Below are 15,203 nucleotides of genomic sequence, written 5' to 3'. Positions count from 1 at the left end.
CTCAAAGAATGATCTCGATCTCGTCGGTGCCGGGCTCGGCGGCCACCCGCACGCCGCCGGGCGTCGTCTCCAGCCGGGGGTGCCGGGCCTCGCGTACCCCGGCGAGCAGCAGGCTCCAGCGCGCGGGCGTGCCCTGCAGGCGGCGGGCGCGGATCCGGCCGTCGGTGCGGGTCACCGCGAACACGGCGCCTGCGCCGCCGTCCACGGCCGGTACGGTCACCGTGCGGGAGGAGTCGTCGGCGAGCCGGTACACCTGCAGGGTGACGCCGTCGGCGTAGTCGTAGTCGGGCCGGTCCTCGCGGGCCCCCACGGGCAGCACCGCGCCGGGCCGCACCAGCAGCGGCAGGCTGTCGAAGCCGTGCCGCTCGCGCCGCCACCCGGGGCCGGTGACGGTCTCGCCGTCCAGCAGCCGGGTCCACACGCCTTCAGGGACGTAGTACGAAATGTCGCCCTCTGTCGACAACACCGGCGCCACCAGCAGGTCCGGCCCCAGCATGTACTGGGCGTCCAGGTAGTCGCAGCCCCGGTCCCCGGGGAACTCCAGCTGCATGGCCCGCATCACCGGCAGGCCGTCCGTCGTGGCCTGCACCGCGGCGCCGTACAGGTAGGGCATCAGCCGGGCCTTGAGCCGCGTGAACGATCGCAGCACGTCCACCGACTCCTCGTCGAACAGCCACGGCACCCGGTACGAGCCGCTCCCGTGCAGCCGGCTGTGCGACGACAGCAGCCCGAACGCGACCCACCGCTTGAACACGGCCGGATCGGGCCGCCCCTCGAACCCGCCGATGTCGTGGCTCCAGAACCCGAAACCGGCCATCCCCAGCGACAGCCCGCCGCGCAGCGACTCGGCCATGGCCTCGTAGGTCGACTCGCAGTCGCCGCCCCAGTGCACCGGCAACCGCTGCCCGCCGACCGTGGCCGAGCGGGCGAACAACACGGCCGCGCCCCGCTCGGCCAGCACGTCGTGCACGGTTTGGTTGTAGAGCAGGGTGTAGTAGTTGTGCATGCGCTCAGGATCGGAGCCGTCGGCGTAGCCGACGTCGGTCGGGATGCGCTCGCCGAAGTCGGTCTTGAACGCGTCCACCCCCATGTCGAGCAGGCCGCGCAGCTTGCCCGCGTACCACTCGCGGGCAGCCGGCGAGGTGAAGTCCACCAGCGCTCGCCCGGCCTGCCAGTGGTCATCCTGCCACACGCTCCCGTCCGGGCGGCGCAGCAGGTGACCGAGCGCCATGCCCTCGTCGAACAAGCTCGACGCCTGCCCGATGTACGGGTTGATCCACACGCACACCCGCAGGCCGCGCTCCTTCAGCCGGCGCAGCATGCCCTCCGGGTCGGGGAACACCTCCTGGTCCCATTCGAAGTCGCACCACCGGTACTGCCGCATCCAGAAGCAGTCGAAGTGGAACACGCTCAGCGGCAGGTCCCGCTCGGCCATCCCGTCCACGAACGACGTCACGGTGGCCTCGTCGTAGTCGGTGGTGAACGACGTGGACAACCACAACCCGAACGACCAGGCAGGCGGCAGCGCGGGCCGGCCGGTCAGCGCCGTGTAGCGACGCAGGATGTCGGCCGGCGTCGGCCCGTGGATGATGAGGTACTCCAGGTCGTGGCCCTCGACGCTGAACTGCACCTGCGACACCGTCTCCGAGCCCACCTCGAACGACACCCGCCCCGGGTGGTTCACGAACACCCCGTAGCCGCGGTTGGTGAGGTAGAAGGGGATGTTCTTGTAGGCCAGCTCGCTGGCGGTGCCGCCGTCGTCGTTCCAGATGTCGACCGTCTGGCCGTTGCGCACCAGCGGGCCGAACCGCTCGCCCAGCCCGTACACCAGCTCCCCGGCGCTGAGCCGCAGCTGTTCCACCATGAAGTGCCGGTCGTCGGGGTCGTGCACGATGCCGAGGCTCTTGCCGTCGCTGCGGGTGAGCTCCCGGCCGTCGGCGCTGAACGTCATCTCCCACGGCGTGTCCCTGCGCAGCCGCACGGTGAGCGCGCCGCTGGTCAGGCTCGCCACCTCGCTGTCGAGGGCGATCTTGACCTCCGGAGCGTCGTCGCGTACCTCGAAGGCGGGGGAGTCCGGCACCGACCCGGCGAAGTGCACCGTGCGGACGCGGATCACGTCCGGCATCGGCGACGACACGTCCACCCGCAGCACCGGGCCGTCGAGGGTGTTGCCGCGGCGGGTGATCGGCCGGGTCGGCGCGAGGACCCGCAGCGAGGCGGCGTCCGCGGTCACGTCGTGTGCCGCGGTGGCGTACGCGCCCCGCACACCGGGACGCATCCGCCAGTAGCCGTCTTTGAACTTCATGCCAAGTCCTTCTCGAGGTGGGCTTGATCAATCGTGGGGGCGCAGGGCGACGACCGCGCGGGGCGCCAGCGTGACCATCCCGTCGGCGACGACTCCGGTCAGCAGGTCTTCTGCCGGGTGCGGAATGGGCACAGTCGCCGGCTCGGAGCCGTGGTTGAGCAGGAACAACACCTCGCCGCGGCGGACCGCTTCCACGCCCGGCGGCTGCCGAGCTCCGTCGGACAGGACCCCGAGTACGCCGGCGTCGGCCAGTGCCCGCGCGATGATCTCGCCGAGCGCGGCGGGCTCGGGCATGGTGGCGACGTACCAGGCGACGCCGTCGCCGGGGCGGTGCCGGAGCACCGCGGGCTGTCCGGTTTCGGCGAACACGGCCACCGCATCGGCGCCTTCCGTGGCCATCACCTCGGTCCAGGTGTGCGCGGTGAACTCGGGACCGCCGGTCCATCGGCAGCGCACCTCGCCTGCGACGGGCTGCCACTCCTCGCCGGACGCGCCCAGCACCGCGCGTAGCGGCCCGGGGAATCTCCCGGTACGGATGTGCGCGTTCGGATCCACGACGCCGGAGAACGGCCCGACCACCAGCACCCCGCCGCCGCGCGCGTAGTCGGTCAGCGCGGCGGCGTCCCGGTCGCTCACCAGGAAGAGGTTCGGCACGATGACCAGCGCGTAGCCGCCGAGGTCGGCGGAGGGCGGCACGAGGTCCACGCTCACGCCGCGCTCCCAGAGCGGCACGTAGTAGGCGAGCAGTTGGTCGGCGGCGTTCAGCCGGTCGCTGGGGCGGCCGCGCTCCTCCAGCGCCCACCAGCTCGTCCAGTCGAACACCATCGCCACCCGCGCCGGCACCGGCTGCCCCGCCACGGAGGCGAGCTTGCGCAGCTCCTGGCCGTGCGCGCGGACCTCGGCGTGCAGCCGCGTGTCCGGGCCCGCGTGCGGCACCATCGCGGCGTGGAAACGCTCGGCGCCGAACCGGGAAGCCCGCCACTGGAAGTAGCACAGCCCGTCCGCGCCGCGGGCGAGCGCCTGCAGCGACTCCAGCCGGAGCCGGCCGGGTGGCTTGGGCAGGTTGTGGGGGCGCCAGTTGACGGCGCTGGTGGACTGCTCCATCAGCAGCCACGGCCGCCCCCCGCCGAGGCCGCGCATCAGGTCGTGGCTGAGCGCGGTGCGGGCGGGGGAGAGCGGGTCCTCGGGGTCGGGGTAGCAGTCGTTGGAGACGATGTCTTCCTCGCCGGCCCACGCCCAGGAGTCCACGGGCTTGAACAGGCCCATGAAGTTCGTGGTGATCGGCACGTCCGGAGTGCGCCGGCGGAGGACATCGCGCTCGGCGCGGTAGCAGGCGAGCAACGCGTCGGAGCAGAAGCGCTGCCAGTCGAGCTGCTGCGTCGGATTGATCATGTACGGGGCGCGGCGGGGCGTGACGATCTCGGCCCACTCGCTGTAACGCTGGCTCCAGAACGTGGTGCCCCACGCCTCATTCAGCGTGCCGAGGTCGCCATAGCGCTGCTGGAGCCAGGCACGGAACGCGGCTGCGGACTCGTCGCAGTGGCAGAACTGGCCGTACTCGTTGCCCACGTGCCAGAGCGCCAGGGCGGGATGGCCCGCGTACCGGTCCGCCAGGTCGGTCACGATCGCCAGCGCCCGCTCCCGGTAGACCGGCGACGACGGGCAGAACTGGTTGCGCGAGCCGTACCAGAGCCGGTGCCCGGACTCGTCGACCGGGAGCGTCTGCGGCCAGCGGTGGCCCAGCCACGGCGGCGGCGAGGCGGTCGGCGTGGCCAGGTCCACCGCGATCCCGGCCCCGTCCATCAGGTCCAGCACCCGGTCCAGCCAGCCGAAGTCACGTGCGCCCGGCTCCGGCTCGAGCCGCGCCCAGCTGAACACGCCGACCGTGACCAGGTTGACCCCGGCGGCCTTCATGAGCTCGGCGTCCTCGGCCCACACCTCCTCCGGCCACTGCTCGGGGTTGTAGTCCCCGCCGAACAGCAGCCCGCGATCGCGGGTGAGCGTGTGCATCCCCGGCCGCGCCGTCATGACAGGCTCCGGGGCGGGGCGGAGCTGTCGCCGACCACCAGGCGGCAGGGCACCAGATGCTGCTGGGGCGACCCGTCGACCTGCAGCCGGTCGATCAGCATCTGGGCGCCGAGCCTGCCCAGCTCGGTGCTGGGCGGCTCCAGCGTCGTCAGCCTCGGGTTGAACATCTCGGCCACCCTCGCCGACGACAACACCAGCATCAGCGTCAGGTCCTCGGGGATGCGCCAGCCGCGTGCCGCCACCGCCGCGATCACTCCGACGGCCGCGTGGTCGTCCATCACCGCCAGCGCCGTCACCTCCGGGTGCGTCTCCAGCAGCCGCTCGAACGCCTCCCGGCCCTCCTCGGCCGACCCCGGCCGGTAGCCGTCCACGTAACCGATCCCCGCCGCGCTGGCCGCCGCCGCGAACTCCTCGCCGGCCCGGGTCGCGGGGCCGTAGCCGTCGGCGTACAGGTCGGTCGAGAGGTTGAAGAACGCCAGCGTGCGATGCCCCAGCCCGGCCACGTGCGCCACCGCGCCGCGGGCGGTCACCGCGAAGTCGATGTCGGCGTAGTCGATCGAGCCGGGCTCGCGGGTGCGCCCTATCATGCTGAACGGCACCCCGGCCGCCGACAGGAACTCGGTGCGCTCGTCGTCGAGGCGCACCTCCATCAGCAACACGCCGTCCACCAGCCCCAGGCCGGTGATGTGGCGCAGCTCTTCGATCGGGTCGGCGCTCTCCGGGGACAGCAGCAGGTGGTAGCCCAGCTCGCCGGCCGCCTCGGCGGCGCCGGTCGCGAACTGCATCTCGGTGAGGCCGAAGCCGCTGCGCGGGGCGGGGAAGAGCAGCGCCAGGATCCGGGTGCGCTTGCTCTGCAATCCACGCGCCAGCAGGTTGGGGCGATAGCCGAGCTCGGCGGCGGCCTGCTCGATGCGCAGCTTGGTCGCCGCGGCCACCGGCCGGGTGCCGTTGAGCGCGGCGGAGACGGTGCTGACCGCCACCTGGGCCCGCTCGGCCACGTCACGGAGCGAAGGCATGCCCCTCCCGCGATACAGTAGTCGAAACGTTTCGCATACCGTAGGGTCGGTTTTGCGGAGATGTCAATGGCCTTAAATCGGACGACCGGAAACGCCGCTACGATCAGGCGGGTGCTGAGAGTCTCCGTGCCAGGACCACCAGAGCCGCCGATCACCGGTCATCTCGCCATGGGGGAGGAGCCGGGCCGGCCGGACGCGATCACCGTCGACTCGCGCACCCTGCGGCGCGGCGGGCGCCCGTGGTTCCCGGTCATGGGCGAGTTCCACTTCGCCCGCTACCCGGCCGCCGAGTGGCGGGAAGAGCTGCTCAAGGTGCGGGCCGGCGGGGTGACGGCCGTGGCCACGTACGTCTTCTGGAATCTGCACGAGGAGCGGCGCGGCCGCTACGACTGGAACGGCGACCGTGACCTGCGCCGCTGGGTGACCACCTGCGCCGAGGCCGGGCTCGACGTGGTGGTGCGGGTCGGCCCGTGGGGGCACGGCGAGTCCCGCAACGGCGGCTTCCCTGACTGGCTGCTGGCCGAGGACTGTGTGTCGCGTACCGACGACCCGCGCTACCTGGCCCTGGTGCGGCCGTTCTTCGCGCAGATCGGCCTTCAGCTGCGTGGGCTGACCAGGCGCGACGGCGGGCCCATCGTCGGCGTCCAGCTGGAGAACGAGCTGTACGACCAGCCCGGCCACCTGCTCACACTCAAGCGCCTGGCCAAGGAGTCGGGCATCGACGCGCCGCTGTGGACGGCCACCGGCTGGGGGCACGCTCAGCTGCCGCCCGGCGAGGTGATCCCGCTGTTCGGCGGGTACGCCGAGGCCGCCTGGGACACCCCGCACGACGGGTGGCCGCAGCAGAGCCGCGCGCACTACTTCTTCGGGCCCGGCAGGGACGACGACTCGATCGGCGCCGACCTGCGGACCAGCGGCCCGTCCGGCGCCGACGAGAGCCACCTGGCGCGGTACCCGTTCGCCACCTGCGAGCTGGGCGGCGGCATGTACACCTCCTACCACCGGCGGCCGATCGTCACCGCGGCGGACGTGGCCGCGTTGTCGCTGGTGAAGCTGGGCAGCGGGTCGGTCTGGCAGGGGTACTACATGTACCACGGCGGCTCGCAGAAGATCGGCGAGCTCAGCACGCTGCAGGAGTCGCACGCCACCGGCTACCCCAACGACTGCCCGGTGATCAACTATGACTTCCAGGCGCCGCTGGGGGAGTCGGGGCAGGTCCGGGAGTCCTATTTCCGCCTGCGTCTGCAGCACCTCTGGCTGGCCTCGGACGGGACAGACCTGGCGCCGATGACGCTCACCATGCCGCCGGACGCGCCTGCCGGCACCGCCGACCGCACGAGCTCCGGTGCCCTGCGCTGGTCGGTGCGCTCGGACGGCCGCTCGGGATTCCTGTTCGTCAACAACCACCAGCCCGTCGAGACGCTGCCTGCGCATGAGGGCGTGCAGTTCGCGGTCTCCCTCGGGGGCAGGGACCTGGTGGTGCCGCGCCGTCCCGTCACGGTGTCGTCCGGCGCGTACTTCGTCTGGCCGCTCGCCCGCCCGGTCGGCGCAGCCACCCTCCTGACCGCGTCCGCCCAGCCCGTCTGCACGCTCGACGGCCCCGTGGTGGTGCTCGCGCAGGTCGCGGGCATCCCGGTCGAGCTGGCCTTCGACGCCGCCACCGTCACCGCGATCGACGGCCCCGGGCTCGACGGCCCTGCGATCGATGGCTCCGGGCTCGACGACCACGGTGGCGCGCCGACGGACGGTGGCGAGCCGGTGACCGTGGCGAGGGACGGCGCCGACCTGGTCGTTCGCGGCCTGCGCCCCGGCCCTGGCTGCCTGCTGCGCGTCACCGCCGCCGACGGATCCGTGGCGCACGTGCTGATCCTGGACGAGGAGAGCGCACTCACCGCCACCCGCGCCCGGGTCCGGGGCGCCGACCGGCTGCTCCTCAGCCGTCGCCCCGCCGTCATCGACGGCGACCACCTGGTGCTGTACGGCGATGGCACGCACCCGGCCCCGCGCGACGGCGGGCCTGCGCCTGAAGGCGGTGGCGATGGCGAGCCTGTGCCTGAAGGCGGTGGCGATGGCGGCGGCCACGCCGGCGACCTGCTGCGGGTCTTCCCGGCCCTGACGGCGGCCGATGACTCGCCGCATGCCGCGACCGACGGCGTCTTCAGCGTCATCGACCTGCCCGCTCCAGAAGCGGGGCCGATCGCGGCCGTGATCGAGCGGGTGGCGGCGGCCGGGCCGCCCAGGCGGACGGTCATCGACGCGAAGTCCGGCCGGGCGTCCGCGCCGGCCGACGCGGACTTCGACGCGGCCGCCGTCTACCGCGTCACCGTGCCCGCCGGCCTCCTCGACGGCGACGACGAGGTGCTGCTGCGCCTCGACTGGTCCGGCGACGTGGGCCGCGCCTCCATCGGTGGCCGCCTGGTCGCCGACCAGTACTGGCACGGCCCGCCCTGGGAGATCGGCCTGCGCCGCTTCCGCCGCGAGCTCCTCGACCACGGGGCCGTCGAGCTGCGCCTGCTGCCCTTCCCCGAGGACGCGCCGGTCTATGTCTCCCCGCAGGTCCGCTCCAGAAAGGAACGCCTGGAACTGCGCAAGGCGACGTTCGTCCCCGTGCAGCGCACCACGCTCACGATCTAGACGTCGGCGGCGCGCTGCCCTGCCTCATCGACCCCGAGCCGCTGACCTCAGCCGGCGGGTACGCCGCCGCACCACCCGCCTCGGCCTCGAGATCGACGAGGCCGAGGTGGAGCGGCTCGGGCATCGGTGGCGCAACCCGGTGTGGTGGCACGCCGATGGCTCCTTGGCCTAATGGTGACCCGTCAGCAGGTGGAGTTGGTCTGTGTGAGCAGCGCCAGCTTCCACGGCAACGAGTTGTAATCGCCGCTCGCGTTCGGATCCATCCCCTGGTAGAGGTAGCGCATCTGGCACGGGCTGATCGTCAGCGTCTGGTCGTTGCTGTCGCGGATCATCTCGCCGTGGCTGATGTCCCTCGTCCAGGCCGTGCCGTTGAAGCTGACGTTGTTCGAGCGGGCGAACGAGTTGCTCTCGGTGTCGGCCAGCGGCGTCCACGTGCCGCCGATGCTGGTCGAGGTCCAGGAACGGAAGTACCGCCTGCCGTCGGAGCCGATGGCCTCCACCAGCAGCAGGTACTGGTCCGTGCCCTTGACCTTGTAGATGTTGCTGGCCTCCCACAGCCGGTACTTGTTGGAGTCCTGCAGGACGATCTGCGTGTTGGTGAAGCCGTTGGGGAAGTTCGCCACCGTCGTCTCCGAGCGGTAGAGGTGACCGTTGTCATCGGAGGAGAACAGGTAGCACTTGGCGGTGTCGCAGATCACCCACATGTCGACCCAGTAACCGGAGCCGATGTTCTGCCGGATGATGTCCGGCATGCTCGAGTAGAAGTGTTGCGGCGCGCTCCAGGACCGCGGGTTGGAGATGTCGGTCGTGGTCGAGTACGACGCGTTGCCCGTCTGGTAGACCAGGTACCACCTGTTCTGCGGCGCGAAGTAGAACACCTGCGGCGCGGCCCGATAACCGGTGCCGATCGCGCTCTGGTCCAGGTAGTGGTGCTGCGCGGCGCCGGCCTGGGCCCAGTCGGTGAAGTTCATGTAGACCATGTTGTAGCCGGCGCTGCTGGCGGTGCTGGCGAAGACGTGCCAGCGGCCGTTGTGGTAGACGACCGACGGGTCCTTGACCGCCGCGATGTTGCTGTGGGAGGCGTCGGGCTTGGGGCTGATCAACGGGCCGGTGGAGCTCCAGCGGAAGCTGCTCGGCAGCGTGCCGGTGCCGCCCGTGGGAGTGACCGTCGGGGTCGCGGTCGGCGTGCTGCCGCCGGTGCAGGCGGTGCCGTTGAGTGCGAAGTCCGCCGGCACCGGGTTGGCGGAGCCGTTCCATGTGCCGTTGAAGCCGAACGACGTGCTCGCCCCGGTGGCGAGCGAGCCGTTGTAGTCGACGTTGGTGACGGCGACCTGGGCGCCGGACTGCGAGACGGTGCCGTTCCACAGCTGCGTGATCGTCTGCCCGGCGGTGAACGACCAGGTCAGACGCCAGCTGGTGAGCGGATCACCGAGGTTGGTAACGCTAACATTCGCGCCGAAACCATTCGACCATTGGTTGGTCACCGTGTACTCCACGCGGCAGCCGGGCGCGGCCTGCGCGGTGGGGGCGGTGAGTAACGCAAGGGCGACCATCGCGGCGGCGGCCGCCGCGACGATCCAGGACCGAGGGCGGTTGAGGTGCACTGCGTCCTCCGTGTCGTAGCCGGTGGTGGACGAGCGTCTCAGGAACGATTCAGGCTAATCAATCAGAAACTTTCGGCCCAGATCGCTCCTCCCGTCAGCCTGGGACATCGTGGTAGTCGCACCGCCCGCGAAGTGAAACTTTCAATACCGGGTATGATCCCTTGCCGTCCGCTTGGAAATGTTCGACACTCAGCGGAAATGTTTCGAGGAGCGAGGCGGCCATGAGCAGAGGGTTAAGGCTGATGATCGTCGCGGCTCTCGGGGCCGGGGTGCTGACGGCGTCGCCCGCGATCGGCGACGGAAACGCGCCGAACGGGCACTGGGTGGACACCTGGACCGCCATGCCGCAGCTCACCGAGCCGCACAACATGCCGCCACCACCGTACACGGCAGGCGGCCTCGTCATGGCCGACAGCACCCTGCGGCAGACCGTACGGGTGTCGGCCGGCGGGCAGCGGATACGGTTGCGCTTCTCCAACGCCTTCGGCGGCGTGCCGCTGCCCATCACCCGGGTCACCGTGGCATTCCCGGCAGGCGGCAGGGCGGGCGTCAGCGCGATCCAGCCGGGCACCGCCCTGCCGGTGACGTTCCACGGCCGCCCGTCCACGACCGTCCCCACCGGCGCCCTGGTGGTGTCCGACCCGCTGGACCTCGTGCTCACGGCAGGCTCCGTGCTGGCCGTGACCGTCTACCTCGCCGAGGGACAGGCCTCCAGCGCCATCACCTCGCATCCGGGCTCCCGCACCACCTCCTACCTGGCGAAAGGCAACCAGGCCGACGCCGAGGACCTCGCCGGGGCGACCCCCGTCGACCACTGGTACTTCCTCAGCGCCATCGAGGTCTGGTCCAAGCGCTCCACCGCGGCGCTCGTCCTGCTGGGCGACTCCCTGACCGACGGCAGGGGCTCCACCACGAACCTGAACAACCGCTGGCCCGACCAGCTCTTCGACCGCCTGGGCCGCTCCGCGCCGGCCATCGCCAACCAGGCGGCCGGCGGCAACCGGGTGCTGAACGACGGCCTCGGACCGGCCGCCATGGCCCGGCTGGACCGCGACGTGCTCGCCCGCAGCGGTGCCGCATGGATGATCGTCTTCGAGGGCGTCAACGACATCGGCACCGCCCCCGCCACGCAGGACGCCCAGAAGAAGGTCGCCGACGAGCTGATCGCGGCCTACGACCAGATCATCGTCCGGGCGCAGGCACGGGACCTGGCCGTCTACGGGGCGACGCTCACCCCCTTCGGCGGCCACTCCTACGACGACCCCCAAGGGCTCAGGGAAGCGACCCGGCAGGCGGTCAACGACTGGATCCGCACGAGCGGCCGGTTCGACGCCGTGATCGACTTCGACCGGGCGGTCCGCGATCCCGCCGACCCCCGGCGGTTGGCGGTGTCGTACGACGTGGGCGACGGCCTGCATTTGAGCCCCGCCGGCTACCGGGCACTCGCGGACGCCGTTCCGGCCCGCCTGTTCCACCGGTGACCGGCCGCGCTCACATCGTGAGCTGCTGCCGGTGCTCGCTGCGCCACTCGACCGTCATCACGGTCGCGTCGTCCTGCAGCCGGCCGGTCTGGTGCCGCAGGATGGCCTGGATCAGCCTGCGCAGCGTCTCGGGGGCCGACACGCCGTCGGCCTCCTGGCGGATGACGAAGTCGACGAAGCGTTTCAGCCCGAAGGTCTCCCCGTCCGGGCTCTGCGCCTCGATGATGCCGTCGGTGTAGAACAGCAGCCGATCGCCGCGCTGCAACTGGTAACAGAGCAGACCCGTGGAGATCCCCAGACCGAACCCCATCGGCGGGTCCGGCATGGGCACGCTGTCCAGCGTGGCCACGCACTGGCCGTCGCGGATCACCAGCGGCGGATGGTGGCCGCGATTGACCCAGCTCAGCTGCCCCGTGCGCAGGTCCAGGCAGGCCAGAATGCCGGTGGCGAACCGGCCGGTGAACTGCTCTTTGATCGCCGTGTCCACGGCCTCGCTGATCGCGGGCAGGTCCATTCCCAGGCGACGGTTGTGGCGGCACGACCCCATGGCGACGGTGGCGGTCAACCCGGCCGACGTGTCGTGCCCCATCGCGTCGAACAGCGCCAGGTGCAGGAGGGAGCCGTCGATCGCGTAATCGTAGGCGTCGCCGCCCATCTCGTAGGCGGGCTCGAGCGCGGCGCTGACCACCACGTCGTCGTTGGCGAACGTGCCCGGCGGCAGCAGGTTCCACATCACCTCGGCCGACAGGGTCATCGGCCGGGCGCGGACCAGCCGGGCGAACGAGTCGCTGTGCGGCCGCTTGCTGATCACCAGCACCGCCACCAGGGCCGCCAGCTGCTTGACCCGCCATTCGACCAGCTCGTCGTACGCGGACACGGTCGCTCCCAGCACCCCGACCCGCTCGGTCCCGTCCAGCAGCGGCACCCACAACCGCCGCCCCTCATCCGCAGGCATGGTCTTGGACTGGACGATCTCCACGACGCGGAACGCGCGGCCCGCCATCGTGGTGTCGATCTTGATGGGCTCGAGCGGCGCGCCGGACTTGTCCCGCTGCCCCGGCAGCGGCACCAGGAGCTGCTGCTGCAGATCGGTCACGTAGATCACGGTGTCGGAGCAGCCGATCAGCCGCGCATGCGCGCACACGAGGGCCGGCAGGTCCTCCATCGCCGCCAGGTGCGTGGCCTCGAGCAGACCGCCCAGCGTACGCTCACCGTCACTTTGCACCGGCCCCTCCTTCCCCCGTGCATGGACCCATACCCCTGCCCACCGCCCGTCACCCAGCGCGACCAGGGCGGCAGCGGTGGGGTCAACGCCAGCCGAGCTCGTCGTAGAAGGCGTCACGCGCTCGCGCGAACGCCTCCCGGTCCAGCACGGCGCCCTTGTGCGGTCCTTCGGCGACCGGCTCGTCGTGCATCCGCGCAGGCAGGTCGTCGCGCCCGCCCATGCCCTCGCGGGCGGCGTACGCCCGCATCTCGTCGAGCCGCCGCTGCCCGGCCGCCAGCAGGTCCTCCAGCGTGAAGTCCTGCCCGAGCACGGCGGTGACGAGCGAGGTCAGGCGATCGATGGTCAGCGGCCTGGTGGGGGAGGAGGCGAACACGCACAGGTTGAGCGCGTCCAGCCCGCTCCACAACCGCAGCAGGCGGGCGCTGCGCCGCCCCCGCTCGGCGTCAAGCTCGCCGGCGGGCGCCGGCAGGGCGCCGATCCTGGCGGCCTCGGGGAAGCTGTAGGCGAGGCCCGCGACGGGATCGAAGTCGAGATCGTGCTCCAAGGCGTCGTAGCGGGGCCCGTTGGGCGCGAGGGCGTACCCCAGCCCGATCCCCGGCTGAATGCGCGGATCGAAGCAGGGCAGCTCGGCGCCCTTGACCGTCATCGCGTAGGGCGCGGTCCGCGGCCCGAGCCGCCCGGCCGCCCGCGACGCCCCCTCGGCCAGCAGGTCGCCGAGGTCGCCCGCGCGCCGCGCGACATCGCCGATCAGCACGGGCAGCGCCGCGGCGTCGCCGAACGCGGGCCCGCCCGGCAGCAGCCCGCGCTCGGCGCACTCCATCGCGAAGGACAGCGTCCCGCCCAGGGAGACCTGGTCGAGCCCGAGATCGTTGCAGAGCGCGTTGGCGTCCAGCACGGTGTCGAGATCGTCGATCCCGAGATTCCAGCCCAGCGACAGGAACGCCTCCTGCCCGAGGCCGCCCGACCGGCGCTCGTCCGCGGACGGGGAGGCGTACACCTTGAGGCAGTCGTTAGGGCACCCGGGACAGGCGCCCCTGAGCGCCACCGCCCGGCCGTCGTAGTCGCGCACGCCGGGAACACGCAGTCCCCCCGGTAGCGTGAAGTTCCGGACGGAGGCGTACCCGGAGACCGGCGGCTCCCCGGTCCAGCCGGCGAATCCCGGCTCGCCGGCCTGGAGGGCGGCCAGCGGGTTGCCGGCGATCGCGTCACGGTAGTAGCGGTCGATCGCCGCGACCGCCGCCGGATCGGCGACCTCGGCCGGCGCGTCGCCCACGCACACGATCGCCTTGAGGTTCTTGGCGCCGAACACCGCGCCCACCCCGTACCGGCCGGCGGCGTAGGCGTAGTCGGTGACCACGCTCGCGTACCGGACGAGGTTCTCCCCGGCCGGCCCGATCGCCGCGACGTGCGCGCCCTGCCCGTGCCGCGCCCGGAGCGCGTCGGTGGTGGCGGCGGTGCCCAGCCCGCGCAACTCCTCGGCCTCGTGACACGAGACCTCGCCATCGCGGACCAGCAGGTAGGAAAGCCGCTCGGCACGCCCCATCACCGCCAGCGCCTCGACCCCGGCGCCCCTCATGCCCGCCGCGAACGGCCCCAGCGCATGCGCCTCCCCGGCCACCCCGGTCAACGGCGATTTGGCCAGGAAGACGCCCTTGGCCAGCCCGGGCGCCCGCGTCCCGCCGAGCATCCCCGCCGCCACGTACACCAACGCCCGCGGGTCGTAGGGGTCGAGCCCAGCGGGAGTGCGCTCGGACAACAACCGCAGCCCGAGTATGGACCCGCCGTAATGTCCCGGCTCGCCCGAGCGGTGCTCACGCTCGACGGTCCCGCTGGTCAGATCGACGATCAACGGCACGACACGACCTCCCTTAGACGCTGCGGCGGCACACCATCACACAACAGGCGTGCGTCGCAAGCCCCGCCGTGGGCAGGGGGCACGCATGAAACGTTTCTTCAAGGCCATGCTGCTGCGCCGGCTGGCACGTACGCCGATCGGGGTGGTGTTCCTCGCGGTGGGCTGGGTGCTGGGACGGCGGCGCCGCCGCCGCGCGCAGCGGCGCGGCAGACGGTGACCCGTAGACACGCCGCGGAGAGCCGCGCGACGATGACCGCGGGGCGAACGAGGGAGGGACGTCCAGATGACAGGCACCGTCGCCGTCGTGACCGGGGCCGCGCGTGGCGTGGGCCGCGGCATCGCGCTCGTCCTCGGCGAGACCGGGGCGACCGTCTACGTCACCGACCGCGAGAGCCGTGATCAGCGTCACTCCGATCTGCCGGGCACGGTCGAGGACACCGCCGAGCAGGTGGACGAGCGCGGCGGGCGCGGCGTTCCGGTCCACGTCGACCACGCCGACGACCAGGCCGTCGAGGCGCTCTTCCGGCGCGTACGCGCCGCGCACGGCGGCCTCGACCTGCTGGTCGCGAACGCGTTCGACGGCAACGCCCTGCCGTTCCGCGGCGGGCCGTTCTGGACGCTCACGCTCGACCACTGGCGCAACATGATGCACCTCGGGGTACGCAGCCACCTCGTGTCCGTCTGGCACGCCGCCCCGCTGCTGATCGAGCGGCGCGGCCTGGTCGTGCTCACCGGGTACGCCGACCCGTCCGCCGCGGTGATCGCCGGTCACGTCTTCTACGACCTGGCCATGACGAGCGTCGCCCGCCTGGCCCGCACCCTCGCCCACGACCTGCGCCCGCACGACGTCACCGCCCTCGCCCTGTCACCTGGGCTCACCCGCACGGAGGCCATCGTCGCGGTGCTCGGCGACGACCTGCCGGGCAGCGACTCGGCGGAGTTCCCCGGCCGCGCCGTGCGCGCCCTCCTGGAGGATGCCGGCGTGGCCCGGCACTCGGGCCGCACGCTCACCGTCGCCGATCTCGCGAAGGAGTACGGGTTCACCGACACCTGAG

At 72.0% G+C, this 15,203-nt stretch carries 10 protein-coding genes; 4 read left to right on the top strand and 6 right to left on the bottom strand.

Annotated features, from left to right (window positions below):
- Nucleotide 1: 1 nt before the first annotated feature.
- The 3 genes from yicI to ACTWPT_RS17685 are packed head-to-tail and all read right to left on the bottom strand — an operon-like array spanning nt 2 to nt 5,349.
- Nucleotides 2–2,305, bottom strand: coding sequence for an alpha-xylosidase (gene yicI, locus ACTWPT_RS17695; protein WP_443178478.1), 2,304 nt, complete (start codon nt 2,303–2,305; stop codon nt 2–4).
- A gap of 27 nt (nt 2,306–2,332) precedes the next feature.
- Complete coding sequence (locus ACTWPT_RS17690) at nt 2,333–4,333, bottom strand: beta-galactosidase (RefSeq protein WP_443178477.1); 2,001 nt, start codon at nt 4,331–4,333, stop codon at nt 2,333–2,335.
- A complete protein-coding gene (locus tag ACTWPT_RS17685) occupies nt 4,330–5,349 on the bottom strand; it encodes a LacI family DNA-binding transcriptional regulator (protein WP_443178476.1) in 1,020 nt (339 codons plus the stop codon). Before ACTWPT_RS17685 ends, ACTWPT_RS17690 begins: the two co-directional genes overlap by 4 nt.
- A 111-nt stretch (nt 5,350–5,460) precedes the next feature.
- Here ACTWPT_RS17685 and ACTWPT_RS17680 point away from each other — a divergent pair, with 111 nt between their 5' ends.
- The gene (locus ACTWPT_RS17680) at nt 5,461–7,983 is read left to right on the top strand and encodes a beta-galactosidase (protein WP_443178475.1); all 2,523 of its coding nucleotides are present in this window, start codon (nt 5,461–5,463) and stop codon (nt 7,981–7,983) included.
- A 182-nt stretch (nt 7,984–8,165) separates the two neighbouring features.
- Here ACTWPT_RS17680 and ACTWPT_RS17675 read toward each other — a convergent pair whose 3' ends face one another.
- A complete protein-coding gene (locus ACTWPT_RS17675) occupies nt 8,166–9,587 on the bottom strand; it encodes a non-reducing end alpha-L-arabinofuranosidase family hydrolase (protein ID WP_443178474.1) in 1,422 nt (473 codons plus the stop codon).
- A 221-nt stretch (nt 9,588–9,808) separates the two neighbouring features.
- Between ACTWPT_RS17675 and ACTWPT_RS17670 the strand changes: the two genes are divergently transcribed.
- On the top strand, nt 9,809–11,068 hold the full coding sequence (locus ACTWPT_RS17670; protein WP_443178473.1) for an SGNH/GDSL hydrolase family protein: 1,260 nt from the start codon (nt 9,809–9,811) through the stop codon (nt 11,066–11,068).
- Between the two features lie 10 nt (nt 11,069–11,078).
- Here ACTWPT_RS17670 and ACTWPT_RS17665 read toward each other — a convergent pair whose 3' ends face one another.
- On the bottom strand, nt 11,079–12,293 hold the full coding sequence (locus tag ACTWPT_RS17665; RefSeq protein WP_443178472.1) for a PP2C family protein-serine/threonine phosphatase: 1,215 nt from the start codon (nt 12,291–12,293) through the stop codon (nt 11,079–11,081).
- 82 nt (nt 12,294–12,375) lie between these two features.
- On the bottom strand, nt 12,376–14,148 hold the full coding sequence (locus ACTWPT_RS17660; RefSeq protein WP_443178471.1) for an aldehyde ferredoxin oxidoreductase C-terminal domain-containing protein: 1,773 nt from the start codon (nt 14,146–14,148) through the stop codon (nt 12,376–12,378).
- Between the two features lie 85 nt (nt 14,149–14,233).
- Between ACTWPT_RS17660 and ACTWPT_RS17655 the strand changes: the two genes are divergently transcribed.
- Both ACTWPT_RS17655 and ACTWPT_RS17650 read left to right on the top strand, forming a co-directional pair.
- Nucleotides 14,234–14,365 carry a DUF6203 family protein gene (locus tag ACTWPT_RS17655; protein ID WP_443178470.1) on the top strand — a complete coding sequence of 44 codons (132 nt, stop codon included), beginning with the start codon at nt 14,234–14,236 and terminating at the stop codon, nt 14,363–14,365.
- A 66-nt stretch (nt 14,366–14,431) separates the two neighbouring features.
- Nucleotides 14,432–15,202 carry an SDR family oxidoreductase gene (locus ACTWPT_RS17650; protein ID WP_443178469.1) on the top strand — a complete coding sequence of 257 codons (771 nt, stop codon included), beginning with the start codon at nt 14,432–14,434 and terminating at the stop codon, nt 15,200–15,202.
- The last annotated feature ends 1 nt before the right edge of the window (nt 15,203 follow it).

Origin of the sequence: Nonomuraea sp. 3N208 (assembly GCF_052245935.1) — a bacterium.
GTDB lineage: Bacteria > Actinomycetota > Actinomycetes > Streptosporangiales > Streptosporangiaceae > Nonomuraea.
This window is presented reverse-complemented; position numbering and strand designations above follow the sequence as displayed.

What these genes read in the sequence shown, in the direction of transcription:
- yicI (WP_443178478.1), bottom strand. Translation starts at nt 2,305, where the DNA reads ATGAAGTTCAAAGACGGCTACTGGCGGATGCGTCCCGGTGTGCGGGGC.
- ACTWPT_RS17690 (WP_443178477.1), bottom strand. Translation starts at nt 4,333, where the DNA reads ATGACGGCGCGGCCGGGGATGCACACGCTCACCCGCGATCGCGGGCTG.
- ACTWPT_RS17685 (WP_443178476.1), bottom strand. Translation starts at nt 5,349, where the DNA reads ATGCCTTCGCTCCGTGACGTGGCCGAGCGGGCCCAGGTGGCGGTCAGC.
- ACTWPT_RS17670 (WP_443178473.1), top strand. Translation starts at nt 9,809, where the DNA reads ATGAGCAGAGGGTTAAGGCTGATGATCGTCGCGGCTCTCGGGGCCGGG.
- ACTWPT_RS17655 (WP_443178470.1), top strand. Translation starts at nt 14,234, where the DNA reads ATGAAACGTTTCTTCAAGGCCATGCTGCTGCGCCGGCTGGCACGTACG.
- ACTWPT_RS17650 (WP_443178469.1), top strand. Translation starts at nt 14,432, where the DNA reads ATGACAGGCACCGTCGCCGTCGTGACCGGGGCCGCGCGTGGCGTGGGC.